The sequence below is a fragment of the uncultured Dysgonomonas sp. genome, from assembly GCF_900079725.1.
Lineage (GTDB): Bacteria > Bacteroidota > Bacteroidia > Bacteroidales > Dysgonomonadaceae > Dysgonomonas.
The window spans coordinates 1,122,042-1,138,834 of record NZ_LT599032.1 but is presented as its reverse complement, the minus strand read 5'-3'; the positions used below and the strand labels follow the sequence as shown (position 1 = coordinate 1,138,834).

Annotated in this window: 14 protein-coding genes and 2 pseudogenes; 4 read left to right on the top strand and 12 right to left on the bottom strand. The window is 37.6% G+C overall.

Annotated elements, in window-relative coordinates; translation table 11 throughout:
- Positions 1–68: 68 nt before the first annotated feature.
- Together istA and istB are read left to right on the top strand one after the other, a co-directional pair.
- Positions 69–1,589 carry an IS21 family transposase gene (istA, locus tag QZL88_RS04970; protein ID WP_296938926.1) on the top strand — a complete coding sequence of 507 codons (1,521 nt, stop codon included), beginning with the start codon at positions 69–71 and terminating at the stop codon, positions 1,587–1,589.
- Between the two features lie 22 nt (positions 1,590–1,611).
- On the top strand, positions 1,612–2,358 hold the full coding sequence (gene istB, locus QZL88_RS04965; protein WP_296938925.1) for an IS21-like element helper ATPase IstB: 747 nt from the start codon (positions 1,612–1,614) through the stop codon (positions 2,356–2,358).
- A gap of 97 nt (positions 2,359–2,455) precedes the next feature.
- Here istB and QZL88_RS04960 read toward each other — a convergent pair whose 3' ends face one another.
- From QZL88_RS04960 to nhaA, 12 genes and pseudogenes are all read right to left on the bottom strand, one after another.
- Positions 2,456–3,565, bottom strand: coding sequence for a trehalose-6-phosphate synthase (locus tag QZL88_RS04960; protein ID WP_296938923.1), 1,110 nt, complete (start codon positions 3,563–3,565; stop codon positions 2,456–2,458).
- Between the two features lie 428 nt (positions 3,566–3,993).
- A complete protein-coding gene (locus QZL88_RS04955; RefSeq protein ID WP_006800614.1) occupies positions 3,994–4,371 on the bottom strand; it encodes a winged helix DNA-binding protein in 378 nt (125 codons plus the stop codon).
- 24 nt (positions 4,372–4,395) lie between these two features.
- Positions 4,396–4,866 (bottom strand): thioredoxin, encoded by a 471-nt coding sequence (gene trxA, locus QZL88_RS04950; protein WP_026625790.1) that lies wholly within the window; start codon positions 4,864–4,866, stop codon positions 4,396–4,398.
- Positions 4,867–4,868: 2 nt separating this feature from the next.
- On the bottom strand, positions 4,869–5,105 hold the full coding sequence (locus QZL88_RS04945) for a hypothetical protein (protein WP_026625791.1): 237 nt from the start codon (positions 5,103–5,105) through the stop codon (positions 4,869–4,871).
- Between the two features lie 4 nt (positions 5,106–5,109).
- On the bottom strand, positions 5,110–5,457 hold the full coding sequence (locus QZL88_RS04940; protein WP_349630702.1) for a rhodanese-like domain-containing protein: 348 nt from the start codon (positions 5,455–5,457) through the stop codon (positions 5,110–5,112).
- A pseudogene (locus tag QZL88_RS04935) lies at positions 5,440–5,628 on the bottom strand (DUF6132 family protein); the annotation flags it as partial. The pseudogene QZL88_RS04935 and the gene QZL88_RS04940, both read right to left, overlap by 18 nt.
- A 138-nt stretch (positions 5,629–5,766) precedes the next feature.
- Positions 5,767–7,416: pseudogene (locus tag QZL88_RS04930) on the bottom strand (CoA-disulfide reductase); the annotation flags it as partial.
- Positions 7,417–7,466: 50 nt separating this feature from the next.
- Positions 7,467–7,826, bottom strand: coding sequence for a MarR family winged helix-turn-helix transcriptional regulator (locus tag QZL88_RS04925; protein WP_183308893.1), 360 nt, complete (start codon positions 7,824–7,826; stop codon positions 7,467–7,469).
- 446 nt (positions 7,827–8,272) lie between these two features.
- Entirely contained in the window at positions 8,273–9,616 is a 1,344-nt protein-coding gene (locus QZL88_RS04920) for a TIGR00341 family protein (RefSeq protein ID WP_026625793.1), read from the bottom strand.
- A 99-nt stretch (positions 9,617–9,715) separates the two neighbouring features.
- Positions 9,716–10,414, bottom strand: a complete 699-nt coding sequence (locus QZL88_RS04915) for a TrkA family potassium uptake protein (protein ID WP_026625794.1) — start codon at positions 10,412–10,414, stop codon at positions 9,716–9,718.
- Between the two features lie 12 nt (positions 10,415–10,426).
- On the bottom strand, positions 10,427–11,821 hold the full coding sequence (locus QZL88_RS04910; RefSeq protein WP_108821998.1) for a potassium transporter TrkG: 1,395 nt from the start codon (positions 11,819–11,821) through the stop codon (positions 10,427–10,429).
- Positions 11,821–13,149: a Na+/H+ antiporter NhaA gene (gene nhaA / locus QZL88_RS04905; protein ID WP_080904973.1), complete on the bottom strand. Its 1,329-nt coding sequence runs from the start codon at positions 13,147–13,149 to the stop codon at positions 11,821–11,823. Before nhaA ends, QZL88_RS04910 begins: the two co-directional genes overlap by 1 nt.
- 398 nt (positions 13,150–13,547) lie before the next feature.
- Between nhaA and QZL88_RS04900 the strand changes: the two genes are divergently transcribed.
- The gene (locus tag QZL88_RS04900) at positions 13,548–14,726 is read left to right on the top strand and encodes a hypothetical protein (protein ID WP_080904972.1); all 1,179 of its coding nucleotides are present in this window, start codon (positions 13,548–13,550) and stop codon (positions 14,724–14,726) included.
- 42 nt (positions 14,727–14,768) lie between these two features.
- Positions 14,769–16,766 carry a BCCT family transporter gene (locus QZL88_RS04895; protein WP_108821997.1) on the top strand — a complete coding sequence of 666 codons (1,998 nt, stop codon included), beginning with the start codon at positions 14,769–14,771 and terminating at the stop codon, positions 16,764–16,766.
- Positions 16,767–16,793 lie beyond the last annotated feature (27 nt).

Here is a 16,793-nt window from a genome sequence, read left to right as displayed (position 1 = left end):
GTTAAAATTTTTGTTACTTAAAAGCTGAGCAACAAAAATTTATCATCATGTCTAACAAAACCATTAGTATGTTAAAACTACGACAAGTAATCCGTCTTTATAATCAGGGCAAAGGCACCAAAGCCATTGCCGGAATGTTGTTTATCTCACGCAATACCATTAAGAAGTACCTGCACATATTCCTTAGTTCAGGTCTTAGTTACGAAGCCTTTTCAGGGATGAGCGATCTGGAGTTATCCCAGAAGTTTCTGGTTGCCGCCCATCCTGAGAAGAGCCAGCGTCAAGTAGATCTGGAGGCTCTGCTTCCGGGTATATGCAGGGAACTCAAGCGTAAGGGCGTTACTAAAGAGATGCTCTACAGGCAGTATATAGAGAAGTACCCTGAAGGTTACGGCATCTCCCGCTTTTGCGGTTTTATCCGGTTGTATTTAGCCCAGCATCGTCCTGTTATGCACATCGAACATAAAGCCGGCGACAAGATGTATATCGACTTTACAGGTCAAAAGCTACATCTGGATAATGGAGACGGGACCAAGACAGAGACGGAAGTCTTTGTTGCTATTCTGGGATGTAGCCAACTCACTTATGTGGAAGCAGTAGCCAGCCAGAAGAAAGAAGACCTGATACGGGCCTGTGAGAACGCTCTGATCTATTTTGAGGGCGCACCTTTGGTGGTTGTACCCGATAACTTGAGAGCAGCCGTAACCAAGGGCAGTAAATACGAAGCGGTGTTGAACGAGTCCTTCGCCTGCTTTGCGGAGCATTACTCGATGACAGTCCTTCCGGCAAGGGCTTACAAACCACGGGACAAGTCCCTGGTGGAAGGTGCGGTAAAACTGGTATATAAAACAATCTTTACCAAGCTGGACAAGCGTATCTTCTATGACCTGTCTTCATTGAACGCTGCTATCCGGGTCGCCCTGGAGATACACAACAACACACCTATGTATAAACGGGAGTACAGCCGCAGACAACAGTTCGAAGAGATTGAGCGTGATGTGTTGCAGGACCTGAACCCGATCCGCTATGAGCTGAAAGAACAGGCTCAGCTTACTGTCTGGAAGAACGGATATATACGCTTAGGAGTGGATACCCATTATTACAGCGTCCCCTATAAATATATCGGAAAAACAGTCAAAGTCCTTTATACTTCGCAGTCAGTAGAGGTTTACTACCGGCATGAACTCATTGCCCAACATGTGCGTAACAGACGTAAATACCAATATACGACCAACACGGAACATCTGGCCTCCCAACACCAGTTCCTGACCGAGTGGTCTGCCGAGAAGTTTATATCCCAGGCTATGGATATACATGAGGATGTGGCTGAGTATATAGCCAAAGTGCTGGAGGAAAAAACATACCCTGAGCAGGCCTACAAGTCTTGTTCAGGCATACTAAGTTTCTCCAGGCGGGTGGGTAACGAACGCCTGATAGATGCCTGCCGCTGTGCCCAAGCCTTCGGGCAATACGGATACAGGGTAATAGAAGAGATCCTGAACAAGCGTCTGGATAAGCTAAAACTGGAGGATGAAGCTGCACGCATACCCAATCATAAAAATATCAGGGGCAAAGACTATTATCAGTAAACATTTAAACCAAGAATAAATCATGAACAATCAAACATTGGACAAGTTACGCCAGATGCGCTTATTTGGCATGTATGAAGCTTTTAAGACCAACCTGGAAGGCTCCATTAAAGAGACATTAACACCTGATCAGTTTATCGCTATGCTGGTAAACAGTGAATGGGATGACCGTAAGAATAAGTCCATAGCCAGGCTTATTAAACTGGCCAACTTCCGTTACAAGGCATCATTGGAACAACTGGACTACTCTGTAGAAAGGGGGCTGGATAAGAATGAAGTACACAGGCTGGCTTCTTTAGACTTTATCAAGGAACACAAGGATCTGTTTATTACAGGTAGTACGGGGACAGGCAAGAGCTATCTGGCATCTGCATTAGGCTTTCATGCCTGTCAGATGGGATACAGGGTGCTATACGCTTCAACAGCTAAATTGATGGGCCAGCTTAAACTGGCTAAAGCCAAAGGTACCAACCTGACTGAACTCAAGAGGATAGAAAGGACAGACCTGCTTATTTTGGATGATTTTGGATTGCAACCTTTTGACTCACAGGCAAGAGTTACATTGCTGGATATCATAGAAGACAGGCACGGGAAAAGGTCTACGCTGATTACATCCCAGATACCTGTCAAGGAATGGTATGACATTATAGGAGAGAAAACCATTGCGGATGCTGTATTGGACAGGATAGTACATCAATCACTGAGGGTTGAACTACATGGTGAATCACTCAGAAGAAAAAAATCTAATCAGGAATGTTTATATTTGTAAAAATTAATTAGTAAAAACCGACAAAAATGATGGCTTTTTACAAACAAAAAATGACTGCTTTTTTTACTCCTAAACAAAAACTTTCCAAGGGGTCAATTTAGATTGGCGGATGGGGGTCTATTTTAGTGTTATTTCCATATAAAGCGGCGATCTCTTCGAAGACGAATGACCTATAAAAATAATTGATTGGTTGCCATCCTGCTGTCGCATACTTACCATTGATAGCTCCCACCTTCTGGTCTATATCTTCTTTCAGTTTTGCATAAATATCAACATTGTCTCTTGATGGAGCGACAATCATAATGAGGCTAACCTTTCCTCTGTATTGGGGTTGGTTCGCCAGAAAGTCTTCAAAACACCTTAAACGCATAAGAATACCTTTACTATAGTCGAGCCTATCTACAGATAATATAAGCTTGCTGTTACCAAACTCACCTCGTAGTTTATCAGCTTGCTTCTTTATATCCGGATTTAGTAAAGCATTGTGATACATATCATAGTTTATTCCCATTGGAAAAGCATCCACATCTACGATTCTGTCATCTAAATGAATTTCATCGAGGTTACAATCTAATTTCAGTACCCGGTAAACAGCACTAATGAAATGTCTCATATATCCATGCGTATGGAAAGCAACAAGATCGGCACCTAACAGACCGTTTAAAATATCACTTCTTTCGGGCAAGCACCTAAATAATTCATAAGAAGGAAATGGTATATGATGGAAATAACCAATACTGACTCCAGGTATTCGGTCTCTTATCATTCGAGGTAAAAGCATCAATTGATAGTCCTGAATCCAAACAATATCACTAGGTTCTATTATTTGCATTGCTTTTTCACAGAATAAAGCATTCACCTCCTTATATACAGACCAGTAGTCATTATTGTACCTTACATTGCTAAAAAAATAATGAGAAAGCGGCCAAATTACACTGTTACTGTATCCTTCATAATAATTTTCTATTTGTGAAGGGGTAAGATTTACCGAATGAAAGTTTAGATCAGCCAGTTGTTTGTCTATTTTTTCTTGTTCACGCAGATCATCAAGATACATTCCAGTCCAACCGATCCAATGTGTTTCCATATTTGTCTCTAATGAGTTCAGTCCGGTTGAAAGACCACCTGAGCTAGGAACGACCTTGTACTCATTTTCCTCTTCCACTACTTTCAGTGGTAATCTATTAGATATAATAATCAACTTCATAAAATAATTTTTGTATCGGGCAGGGCAGTCCGATTATTAAAAATGGAATAATTCGCTTGAACACAGAAGGATGTAGTGAACCTATAGAAACTTTATTATCCTCAGATTAATTATCATATGAAGCCCAAAAGAGTAACCTAAATTCCTTTAAGAAAACTGAATTATATATTGGCTATATTTCGGATCAACTCCGCTTAAATAAGGTATCTACCGAATAAGTAGATTTTAAAGAAGAAAAAACAATATTGTTTTCAATGTATTCAAGACTTTTACAAAGATAATAAAATTTGCCTAACCTATGAAATTACACGGAAATTAGATCTTTTATCCAAAATCTAACTTACTAATACGTAGTGGTTCTTGTTGCGTATTTGCAACTTGTTTTATAGTAGAAAAAAGAGAGAACAAATCGTCAATAGATAAAAATTTTATCTTTTTATAATAGATTCTAGTGTTTGAGGTATATCAAACTCAGCACATTTTATCGATTCAAGTTTCTTCTTGCCCAGATCAGTCAAAGCAAAATACATCTGGCGCTTATCCTCCTTACCTACAATACGTCTGATAAGCCCTTTCTTTTCGACCGATTTTATCACTTTCGATGTATTCGAATTGCTCAATCCCAATACACTAGCCAATTCATTGGATGAATATTTCTGAGCATTCAGCGAACATAGCAGCATCCCTTCGTTCAGTCCAAGATCATATAATTGCTGAAAGTTTAACTCAAAGTCATAAATAGCCCGATACACATCCCTGATCTGGCATAATGTTCTTACTTGCGAATTATTTGTATTGTCTGCCATTTTAGTCTAAATTTATATTTACTGTTACTCTTTTAATAAAAGATTATCAATAGCCTCCTTCAGTTGCTGTTTTGGTAATGCTCCTGCACCCATTTGAGGTTGTCCGGTCATCGGAACAAACAGTAAAGAAGGTATGCTTCTTATCCCAAACGCAGACGCTAGTTCAGGTTCAGTTTCCGTATTTATCTTATAAATATATATACGACCTCCGTATTCTGCGGCCAATTCATCCAGCACCGGAGCTATAGCTTTACAAGGGCCACACCAATCAGCATAGAAATCAATCAATGCCGGTTTATCCCCTAAATATTTCCATTCAGTAGGATTTGTTTCAAAATTAGCAACTTTTGACAAGAATTCTGCTTTTGTTAAATGTATTGTTGTCATTTTATCTTCTTTTTTAATTGTTTCTTTTGTTTGACTTTTTGTCTCAGCTGTGTTATTACAAGAAATAAGCAATAATGCCACAAGTGGAAGTAGTATTGTATACTTCATTTTTAATCCGGTTTATATTTTTTTATCTGATCTCCATAAATATTTTCTTTGTACTTATTGTCTGTATAGCACCCTGCGGAGCCACAACAGGAAATATTCATAATTGCCTGAAAAAGTAGCAATCCACCTAAAACTAAAAACATATAATCCTTCGTAGATATTGAATAGATAGCTATCAACACTCCCAACAATAAACGAATTATCCGGGCTGCATCCCATTTCTTTAATATGCGTTTCATTCTGTTACTCATTAAAATTAAACCAGCTTCCGCCATTATATACTTTCTGAAAACCTTTATTCTTTAAGAGAGTCACCGCACTGCGACTACGCATACCACTGGCGCATATAGCAATAATCGGTTTATCTTTTTTTAGTTTCGATAAATTACTATTCAAACTATCCAGAGGAATATTGACTGAGTTTGTTGCTGCTCCCTGTTTATATTCTTCTTTTGTTCGGACATCCAGAAGTATAGCTCCATTCTCTAAGAGAACTTTAAAATCAGCTTTGTCCTCCAATCCGAGTAATCTGCTAAGAAATCCCGCCATATTATTTATTTTATTTTTGTTTTTTTTATTTCTTTTAAAAATTCCTCCGAATAAGCCTCCCAATAAAACTCCGTATAGAGTACTGATTGTAGGTGATGACGTTATGGGACAAGTACCGGTACTACATCCAATATACCTCCAATACATATATCCACCTATTGCTCCGATAAGTGCTCCTAAGAGATATGTCCAATTGTTTTTTATTATTTGCATATTTAATTGCGTTTATATTTCTTACAAAGATAATATATTATTTCCATTAGAATATAGTTCCATAAGAAATAATGTATTTAAAACTCTAATTTTGTTTAAATACGGAGTGATGGCTGAATTTTTCTATTATAAAGAGTATTCTGCTATTGCTGTTGCATAGGTTGTATAACCTCCTGACAGATTTAGAACATTAGAAAATCCATATTGTGCTAATATCCGCGAAGCAATATACCCGCGTAAGCCGACAGCACAATAGATTAAAACGTCCTTCTCTTTTGGTATTTCTTTAATCCGGGAACGCAGTTCATCCAGGGGGATGTTCATCGCACCCTTGATATATCCTTCGCTGCATTCTTCTGAAGTACGGACATCTAACAGGGTCGTTTTGGCGAGATTTATTTTTCCAATATCCCGCCATTGGGCTACTTTCATCTTTCCTTTAAGAATATTATCAGCTACAAAACCAGCCATATTGACAGGGTCTTTAGCCGATGAATAAGGCGGGGCATATGCATGCTCAATATCCATCAGATCGTAAATTGTACCTCCTTTTTTTATAACCTCAGAAAACAACTCAATTCTTTTGTCGGCTCCTTCTTTTCCTACAACCTGAGCTCCCAAAAGCTTTCCATTCAAGGGGGAGAAATTAACCTTTACTGACAATTGAGATGCTCCGGGATAGTATCCCGCGTGTGAACTTCCATGAGTAAAAGATGATATATGCTCAATACACTCCCTGTTCAGCACTTTGGATGAAAGTCCTGTCGCCGCAACGGTTAGGTCAAACACCTTAGCTATAGATGTGCCGATAGTTCCCGGGTAGATATATTTGTTATCCTCCAGTATGTTATCTGCAACAATACGGGCTTGTTTATTGGCCGGACCCGCCAAAGGAATCAACATCTGTTTAGTTATTACCGGATTCAGTACTTCCACGGCATCACCCAAGGCATAGATATTGTTATCACTCGTCTGCATATAACTATTAACTTTAATCCCTCCTGTCGTTCCAAGTTCCAGCCCTGCATCTTTTACAATCTTAATATCGGGACGAACACCAATACTGAAAATAACCATATCGGAGATAAGTTCTCTACCGCTTTCCAATACTATTCTAACGCCGTTTTCTTCTTCGAGGAAAGAAGTCACTCCTTCTTTCAGATAAAGCTCTACTCCTTTCTGCCTAAGTTGCTGATGAACTATTGCGGCCATGGAAAAATCAATTGGAGCCATAACCTGATCCGCCTTCTCCACTAACTGTACTTCAAGTCCTGCATTATGTAAATTTTCTACCATTTCCAGTCCGATAAATCCTCCGCCGATGACAACTGCTTTTTGGGGTTTATGAGTTATAAGAAAGTTTTTGATTTTATCGGTATCAGGTACATTACGGAGTGTAAATATCTTTCTGCTATCGATGCCTTTGATTGGAGGTTTCACCGGTTCTGATCCGGTAGATAGAATAAGTTTGTCATAAGATTCAGTATATTCTTTATTTGTGATAAGGTTTTGTATGGTTATACTTTTATTTTCCCTATTGATACAGATTACTTCCTGCAATACCCTGATGTCTATCTTGAATCGCTTAGAAAATCCATCTACAGTTTGGACGAAAAGATTATCTCTGTCCGCTATTGTACCTCCGATATAATATGGTAATCCACAATTGGCATAAGAAATATATTCGCCTCTTTCAAATAAAATAATTTCAGCCTGTTCATCCATTCTCCTTAAACGGGCTGCAACAGATGCTCCCCCGGCAACTCCTCCTACAATTAATATTTTCATATATTTATTTTTTTAATAAAATGGTTTATAAGATCTGTCTGAAATTTTGGTTAGTCCATAAACTTAGCCAATGACTTAATAAGTTCTCTATATTCACCTTCAGATCTCTGTATTTCTTTCTTTTTCTCCAGTCCCTTTTCCGTTAATGAAAAAAGCATCTGCCTTTTATCGGCTTGTCCCATTGTCCTTATAATATATTCCTGCTGCTCTAAGCTACTCAGAATTTTAGATGTCCGGGAGTTCGATACGTCAAGCTGGCCGGACAGATAACCCGCACAGGAGCTTCTTGTTTCGGGCAAAGAATATATAATAATAGCTTCATTTAATGTGATGCCATTGTTTTCTAAAAACACTTTTTCGAGTCTATAAAGTATTTTCTGTATATTCTTTATTTTTGTAATTATGCACATATATTATAATTCCACTGGAAATAATAAACAAAGGAAATAAATATTTTAAGATTAGCAAACTTTCTTTCATGAAATGTTTGATCATATACGTTTTGTGAAAAATAGAAATTTACAACATCGGTTATACCATTCTATTAGTTCGTCTATATAGACTACTAATAGACACTACTCAAATACCAGAGGATAGAAGTTCGGGAGCTTATCTAATCAGAGTAATTTCTATGATTATGACGAAGTATACACCCTTTATTTCTAAAACAGTTATTTAGACAGCCGGGGGAGATTTATTTCAGATAAGATAAATGGAGTAAAACTAATGCATCAAAAGAAATAGCACGTTCTGATATTTGGCATTTCTACAATATAATTTAACACAGGTAGAGGAATAATTTAAAAGACCCTTGATTATTCCATTAAAATATTTCTACAAGTTCGGTCTTGATCAATCAATTAATTCTGTCAAAATAGACCCTAATTTCTTTTTCATTTAATCTTTTCATTAGCCAATTCTTTATTTTCTCCTGATCGTTCTTTGGAAGAATGCGTTTAGATGTGATCATAAATACACCAGTTTTCGCTCTATGCAAAGTATCATTCTGGGTATAGATATATGATTGGGCATACGAACAACTCTCTATATGAGGGTATAAAGGAGTCAACTCAGACAGTAATTGTTTGCCTATAAGATATTGGCTTTGTATACTGTCTATTTTTTGTTTATAATCAGCAATTTCTACATTTAAGCGGACTATTTGTTGCCGGGACCTCTCTTCTTCAGACTGAGCTTTTAGTCTATCCTTAGCTATATCATTATCTATGGCCAACCCTTGTTCTATTGTTATTTTCGCATCATCTAAAGAGAATAAGCTTGCCTGACCGATAATTGCATCTTTGTCTTCTTCTGTCAACGAAGATCCGCCGTATACCAAATTAATTTCTTTCCTGTTTGCAGCAACCTCATTGTTTAATAAATAATTCCCTTTGTATATTCCTACATAACGTGTATATTTTTCGGCATTTACTCTGAATTTCTCATTCTGGGACATCCGGTAACCCAAATATATACTGGGCAATATGATTATAATAAGAACGATTGATAAGCCCTGATTGATACGATTCTTTCTTGTCTCACTTATGTTGGTATCTCTGATCGGAAACTTCAACATTTGAGAAATTAAAACCGAAGCATAAGCAATACAAACAGTGTTGATGGTAAACAGATAGAATGCTCCATAGAAAAAAGAAAATTGGAGCGTAGCTAAACCGTAGCCGGCTGTACAGAGAGGTGGCATCAAGGCCGTAGCAATAGCAACACCGGGAATAACATTTCCTTTCTGCTTACTGCTGATTGCTATAATACCCGCAAATCCACCAAATAGAGCAATTAAAACATCATAAATCGTCGGACTGGTTCGGGCTAAAAGCTCTGAATGGGCTGTATGAACGGGGGTTATCGAAAAATAAACAGTGGATGCTATAAGGCTGGCCAGCACCGCAAAACCAAAGTTCTTTAATGACTGACGAAGCAATCCAAAATCATGAATAGCAATACTGTAACCCATTCCATTGATTGGCCCCATCAGTGGAGAAATAAGCATGGCTCCTATTATCACAGCGGTTGAATTGGTATTAAGCCCTACGGATGCTATGATTATCGCGCAAACTAATATCCATATATTCGTCCCCTTGAACGAAATACCCTGTGTTATCGAATTATGGATTTCTTCAAAGTCTTCGGTTTGCTTTTGCAGACTAACGTAAGTGACTACTTTTCGTATGAAGTTATACATGCTATATATTATTAGTATTCAGACTATACACCTGATTTGAATAACCATGGAAAAGATACTTCTTTTTTATCAATTATATATTTACCAATCACACTTTTTCTATTTATGATTTTTGTTCTTGCTTATAAACTGTTTAATATCTTTGTTAGATCCATAAACAACCAAGATATCATTTTTTTCTAACATGGTATCGGGTGTTGGTATACCTTGAACGTCGGCAACAACTCTGGTTTTCCCTATTATGCTCTTCTTTTCTACATTTTTGATAACAGTCAACACGAGCATATTATATTCCTTACGAAAACCGATTTCTTCGATTGTCTTTCCAACAAGAATATCCGGCACTACAATCTCTACCATGCTGTAATTCTCATTTAACTCAAAAGAATCTACCATTCCCCGAAGCGTTAGTTTCTTGGCCCATCTTTCTGCGGTTTCTTCTTCCGGCCGGACAATCTCATGTACGCCGATTGCCTGTAAAACATTTTCTTGCAGAGGATTAAGAGATCTTCCTATAAGCCGTTTTACATTCAGGTTTTTAAACATGGCTGTCGCCATTATATTAGCACCTTGATCTTCTCCTATACAGACAATGACCACATCTGTATTCTTCAAGGGTAATGTTTCTACTGCAGCAGCATCTGTTACATTCAAACATGCAACATGTGTTATTTTATCTTTCAGTTCATTTACCCGTTGCATCTTTGTATCTACTCCGATTACCTCATTGCCCTGTGATGCTAACTTCTCAGCAAGTGAAGAACCGAATACACCGAGTCCGACAATAATATATTTCATTCTTTCTTCTTTTTAATTAATCAGTATCTCCTCCGATGGATAAGTATAATTAGACATCCTCACTTGCTTAAAGAAAGCAATAAGCAGCGTGAGTGTTGTTACACGTCCTATAAACATCAGTATTATCAGCACCAGTTTACTGGCAGAACTTAAACCGGGAGTTATCCCCAGACTCAGCCCGACTGTACTATAGGCCGAAACCGATTCAAATATAATATCTAATAGCCGCAAGCCTTCATCAAAATAGGAAATAAGTAATGAACCTATCCCCAAAACAACAACAGAAAGTGTCATCACCGCAAAAGCTCGTCTTATGGATGTTTCTGATACCTCCCGACTATACACCTCAATATTCTTTCGCCCTTTGGCCAAACTGATAAAGTTCAGAACGGCTATTGCAAATGTACTGGTTTTTATACCTCCTCCCGTAGAGGCAGGAGAAGCTCCGATCCACATCAAGATGATTATAATAATGAGTGACGATAGATGTAACTGATTAAAATCAACTGAATTGAACCCTGCTGTACGGGGCGTTGTCGCTGTAAATAGTGCTGTGACGAATTTCCCGATTCCCTGATGAGAAGCCAGTATATTATTATACTCGTTGATAAAAATAAGGATGGTTCCGATAACAATTAAAGAGATAGTTGTAACCAGATTTATCTTACTTCCCAGTTTCATCACCCAAGGCTTGTAAACGTCTTTTTTATGATTGAAAATCTGTAAGAATGTTCTTCTGATTAAATGTTTCAGGTATTTCAACAAATTGATTACAATCGGGAATCCTAATCCTCCGAGAACAAAAAGGAATATCAGGCTCAATTGGAATCTGTAGTTATCCACATATCCGTTTTCCATGATACCATGGGGCAATGTGGAAAAGCCTGCATTACAAAAAGCGGATATGGAATGAAATACTGAAAAATAAATCCGATCACTCAGACCAGGCATCAAAGCAGAACTTAAACTAGTAAAAATAAAGAAAGCCCCGACAGCTTCAATACCAACTGTTATAATTAATATCCGCTTTAAGGTCTTAAAAATTTCATCAATCTTCTCTATGTTAGAGATATTGCCCATCGTTAATTGATCCTCATAAGACGAGCCTCCCTTAAAGAAGTAGCTGAAATAACTGGCAAAAGTCAATATACCTAAACCGCCGGCCTGAATCATGACCATGATGACTGTTTGTCCGAACAGTGTAAAATCTTTACTTGTATCCAGTGCTACCAGACCTGTTACACAAACTGCACTCGTTGTTGTAAAAAGAGCATCTATCAGGCTGATGCTCCCGGTTGTGGATACCGGTAATAACAGTAAAATTGTCCCGATAAGAATCAGTCCTAAAAAACTGAGAACAAATAAGCGAGCCGGGTTTAATCCTATATATTTTATTCGGGATAACATTATTTATGCTTTACGGAACGGCTTAATGTGATATATCCTAATACTCCGCCAATGATAGAAGCTGCAAAAATACCAATCTTGGCTTGTACCATATATTCGGGATGAGTGAATGCCAAAGAAGTGATAAATAGCGACATGGTAAAACCAATAGATGCCAGCAAACCTAAACCAAACAGATTACGGACATTCATCCCTTGAGGGAATGGTGCGACTTTCAGCTTTATCAACAAAAGAGTAAAGCCAACCACACCTAACACTTTGCCCAATAGTAGGCCTAGAGCTACGCCTAAAGCTATATTCGTACTGAATAGTTGCTCAACATCAATATTGAGTGAAACCCCGGCATTGGCCAGAGCAAATATCGGTATGATAACAAATGTCACTAAAGGATGCATTCGATGTTCTAAGCGTTGCAATGGCGGAATGGCTTTATTGGTATCTATTTTTATTTCTTCCAACAAATGCAACTGGTCATTTGTAAGCGTCGGAATTTCGTTTTTAGGATCAACCTCCCTGAATTTATTCAGATAGTTCTTTATCCGTTCCACAAATAGATTCTCTCTTATTTTCACATCTGCAGGAATCATAAAGGCGGCAATAACAGAAGCTATTGTAGCATGTACTCCTGATAAGAGAAAAGATGTCCACACTCCGAGAATACCAAATATGGCGTAGAACAAAATACTCCGCACACCCATTTTATTGCCAACGAACATAATAAGAGCAAAGCCAAAACCAATAGCAAGGCTCATAAATGAAATATCGGATGTATAGAAAAATGCAATAACCAAGACAGCCCCCAGATCATCAACAATAGCCAATGCTGTTAGAAACACTTTCAGTGATAGTGGTATTTTACTCCCTAACAGATACAAAACACCCAATGCGAAAGCAATATCGGTTGCCATCGGTATTCCCCATCCGTGATGAACTTCTCCTGATGGATTCAGGATAATATAGATAAGTGCGGGTACGAGCATACCGCCGATTGCTGCACCGATAGGCAAAAGGGCTTTACGCGGATTGGATAATTCTCCTCCTACAATCTCCCTTTTGAGTTCTAAGCCCACTACAAAGAAGAAAACAGCCATCAGTCCGTCATTGATCCAGTGATGAATGCTATATTCAAAGAATGGAATGCCATCAAATATAAATCCCAGTTTATGCTCCAATAAATGAAAATAGTCTTCCGACCATGGGGAATTAGCTAAGATCATAGCAATGATAACACTCAGCCCGAGGACTATACCTCCGGCCTTTTCCTGTAATATAAATCGCTGAATGGGTTGAACCACCTTATCGATAGCTTCTTTTTTTTCTCCTGTCATCTATCCGGATTTTATGGAAATGTTGAATATTTTAATAAACATCAAAAATAATTTATTTTTTTCGACTAGAAAAAATATTACCGATTAACTCTATTTTAATAGGCATAGCATACTTATAATGAGTCATTAAACATAAATTAACTTTTAAACAAGCTCTAATTTTACTACTTTTGTTCCTAATACTGGAAAATCCGGTACTGTTCAGGAGTGGTTTTATTATTAGTCTATTACCTTTCTTTCTATATCCTGAACTCTTTTTTTAATCTTATATGACCGAGGAACTATTTATATCATTTGTAATGATGAGTTCTGCTATTGAGGTATATTTTAGATGCTTTATTTAGCATATATTTTTATTTCTCTACCATAATGAATTAAATAGTCTTATTTAGAAAAACATGTCAAGATTTGTTCCCGTTATTATTTATATCTTTTTTTCTTCCAATCTTAATATTTGGGCATCGGATGGGGAGCCTCAAAAAAAAACTATAAAAATAGGTGGAGCTGTACGGTTTAATATTGCTTCAGAAAACTATGAATCTGCTGCTAGGCCTTTAGATTCTTATATTAAATTAGATACATGGTTTTTGTCAGTAGATGCAGGATATGAGGATTTTGATTTAAGTTTTCAATATAGGCTTTATCCCGGATCAAAAGCACATTTTATACATCATGCCTATGTTAGATACAGGTTAAATGATAGTTGGTATGCAAAATTAGGAGTTTTTCAAAAACCATTTGGAATAGCGCCGTCTGCATCTCATTCTTGGTGGTTCCAACTTCCATATTATATGGGACTGGAAGATACTTACGCAACCGGCATAGGTGCTGAATACAAGATCGAGAAGCTATCTGTTGATATGGCATATTTCAGACAGGCTGCACCAAAAGGTTTCTTAAGTTCAGAGTATGAAGATAATACTGTAGGAAACAGCCGTTTTTCATATGCTGTTGTTCCTACAACAGGGCTTACTGGAGCTAACAGAAGTAAAGCTTCCATCCGCGAACTAGACCAATTTAACATGCGTATATGTTATCAATTGACAGAGATCGCAGAAGTTGGCTTATCCGGACAGTTGGGTAGTATCTATAATGAGACCTTAAATAAAAGGAAATGGAACTTGTCCTGGGCGATACACTCAGTATTCAATTATCGAAGATGGAATTTAAAGGCTGAAATTATTGGGTATAATTATAAATCTCAAAATGACAAAGGAGAACTTTTAGATGCCGTACAAATGGCTGCTTATGGCTCTCCTTATGATGTGGCAAGCAAAGGATTTGTATACCTGGCAGGAATATCATATACTATTCCTATAAAAAGGAAATTCATAAAAAGTATAGAAGCATATGTAGATTACTCAATAGCTGACAAAAGTAGAGCCGGATATAACAATACTCATCATTTAATACCCGGAGTATCCATTGCTTCGGGACCTATTTACACATACATAGATATGGCTATAGGAAAGAATCATCCATGGCTTACGAGCAACTTTGGAGAAGGACTTGCACAAGATAGCGATAATGCCAGATGGAATAGCCGTTTTAATATAAATATCGGATATTATTTTTAAAATTAACACATTACAACAAGTAAAAATAAAACAATATATAATATGATAAAAAGCAAATTACCTTTTCGAACGACATTAACCAAATCAGTTGCTCTACCAGGGCTAATTGTTATACTTTTTGTATCCCTTTATTGTGGCTTCTTCCCTGAACAAGCCAATAAATCTCTGTCGGTTGTGAAAACCTATTTTTTTAACAACCTGAGTTGGGTTTATGTATTGATGGTAACTTTGTTCGTTCTATTTCTTATTATTATAGCTTTAAGTAAACTTGGTAATATTCGCTTAGGTTCGGATAATTCCCGGCCCAAGTATAGCTTCTTTTCATGGATAGCAATGCTGTTTGCAGCCGGTATGGGAATCGGGCTTATGTATTTCGGTGTGGCAGAAACAATGTCTCATTATGCAAATCCGGCTATAGACGATACGCTTCAACGAGCAAAAGAAGCCCAATTATACACTTTTTTCCATTGGGGAATACATGCCTGGGCCATATATGCTGTGGTGGGATTAGTACTGGCTTATTTTGCCTATCGTTATAAATTGCCGTTGGCAATACGAAGCGGTTTATATCCTTTGTTGAAAGATAAAATATATGGGCCAATCGGAAATATTGTAGACACTTTTGCGCTATGCAGTACATTTTTCGGAATTGCGACAACTTTGGGATTTGGTGTTGTACAGCTAAATGCAGGATTGCAAAGTATAGGATTGGTGCCAGAGAACAGTTTTACATTTCAGGCTATTATCGTTATTGTAGTCATGGGTATCGCTATATTTTCAGCTTTTACAGGCGTGGATAAAGGTGTGAAGCGATTAAGTGAACTGAATCTGTCTCTCGCTTTTATTCTGATGGTATTTATTTTGATTGCAGGACCAACAATATATATACTTAGCACCTTTAGTGAAGGTATCGGTTATTACATCAGTAATTTAACAAATCTGACCTTCAATACTTTTGCCTATGAAACAGAAGCTCAGGGCTGGTTCTCGGGCTGGACAATTATGTATTGGGCCTGGTGGATATCATGGTCTCCGTTTGTAGGGTTGTTTATTGCACGTATATCGAAAGGGCGTACCATACGTGAGTTTATTATAGCTGTACTACTGATTCCTTCCTTATTCAATTTCTTATGGATGACTATATTTGGCAGTAGTGGTGTTTGGCTGGATAAATTCGTAGCAAATGGAGAGTTGAGCCTATTGGCGAACGATCCGGATACTCTCCTGTTTCGCTTTTTTGAATATTTTCCATTTACAGGCTTATTGAATATAATAGCAATCTTGATGATTGGGGTTTTCTTTGTTACTTCAGCAGACTCCGGTATATTGGTTATGAACAGTATAGCATCCGGTGATAAAAAGAACTCGCCGAAGTGGCAAAATATATTTTGGGGTGTACTACTCATCATTCTCTCTCTTACACTGCTTCGGGCAGGAGGTCTGGCCTCACTGCAGACGATGACTCTCATTTCCGCATTACCCTTTGGGTTGAGTATGCTACTCTTATGTTTTTCTTTATGGAAAGCTTTGCAAATCGATCATTTATTTCATAATACCAAACTGCCCTATGGTAGTATCGCATGGGACGGGAGCAGATGGAAGGAACGGCTGAACAGAATACTAACCTTTTCCCACAAAAGAGATGTCAAGGACTTTTTGAATGGCACGGTAAAAGAAGCATTCGGCGAACTTCAGCAAGAGTTATCCGAAAATGATATTGAAGCTCAAATAATAACAGGTAAAAACACTGCTCTATCCATAGAGTTATTTATAAGGCATGATAAAATACGAAATTTCCGATATGGTGTCGTTGCTGAGCCTCAAACGATCTCGGAGTATATGATCGAGGAAGAGAATACTCCGAATGTTGATATGGAAACGCCTTATATACCGATTACCTATTTTAATGATGGGCGTAAAGGAAATGATATACAGTATATGACAAAAGAGGAAGTGATAGCTGATGTCCTCAGAGAATATGAAAGATTTATAAGTCTCATCTCTGATGATAAAAACGAATTGCTTATTATTGACAAGTAGATAAACCTGAAAAAGAAGGCTGTGAAT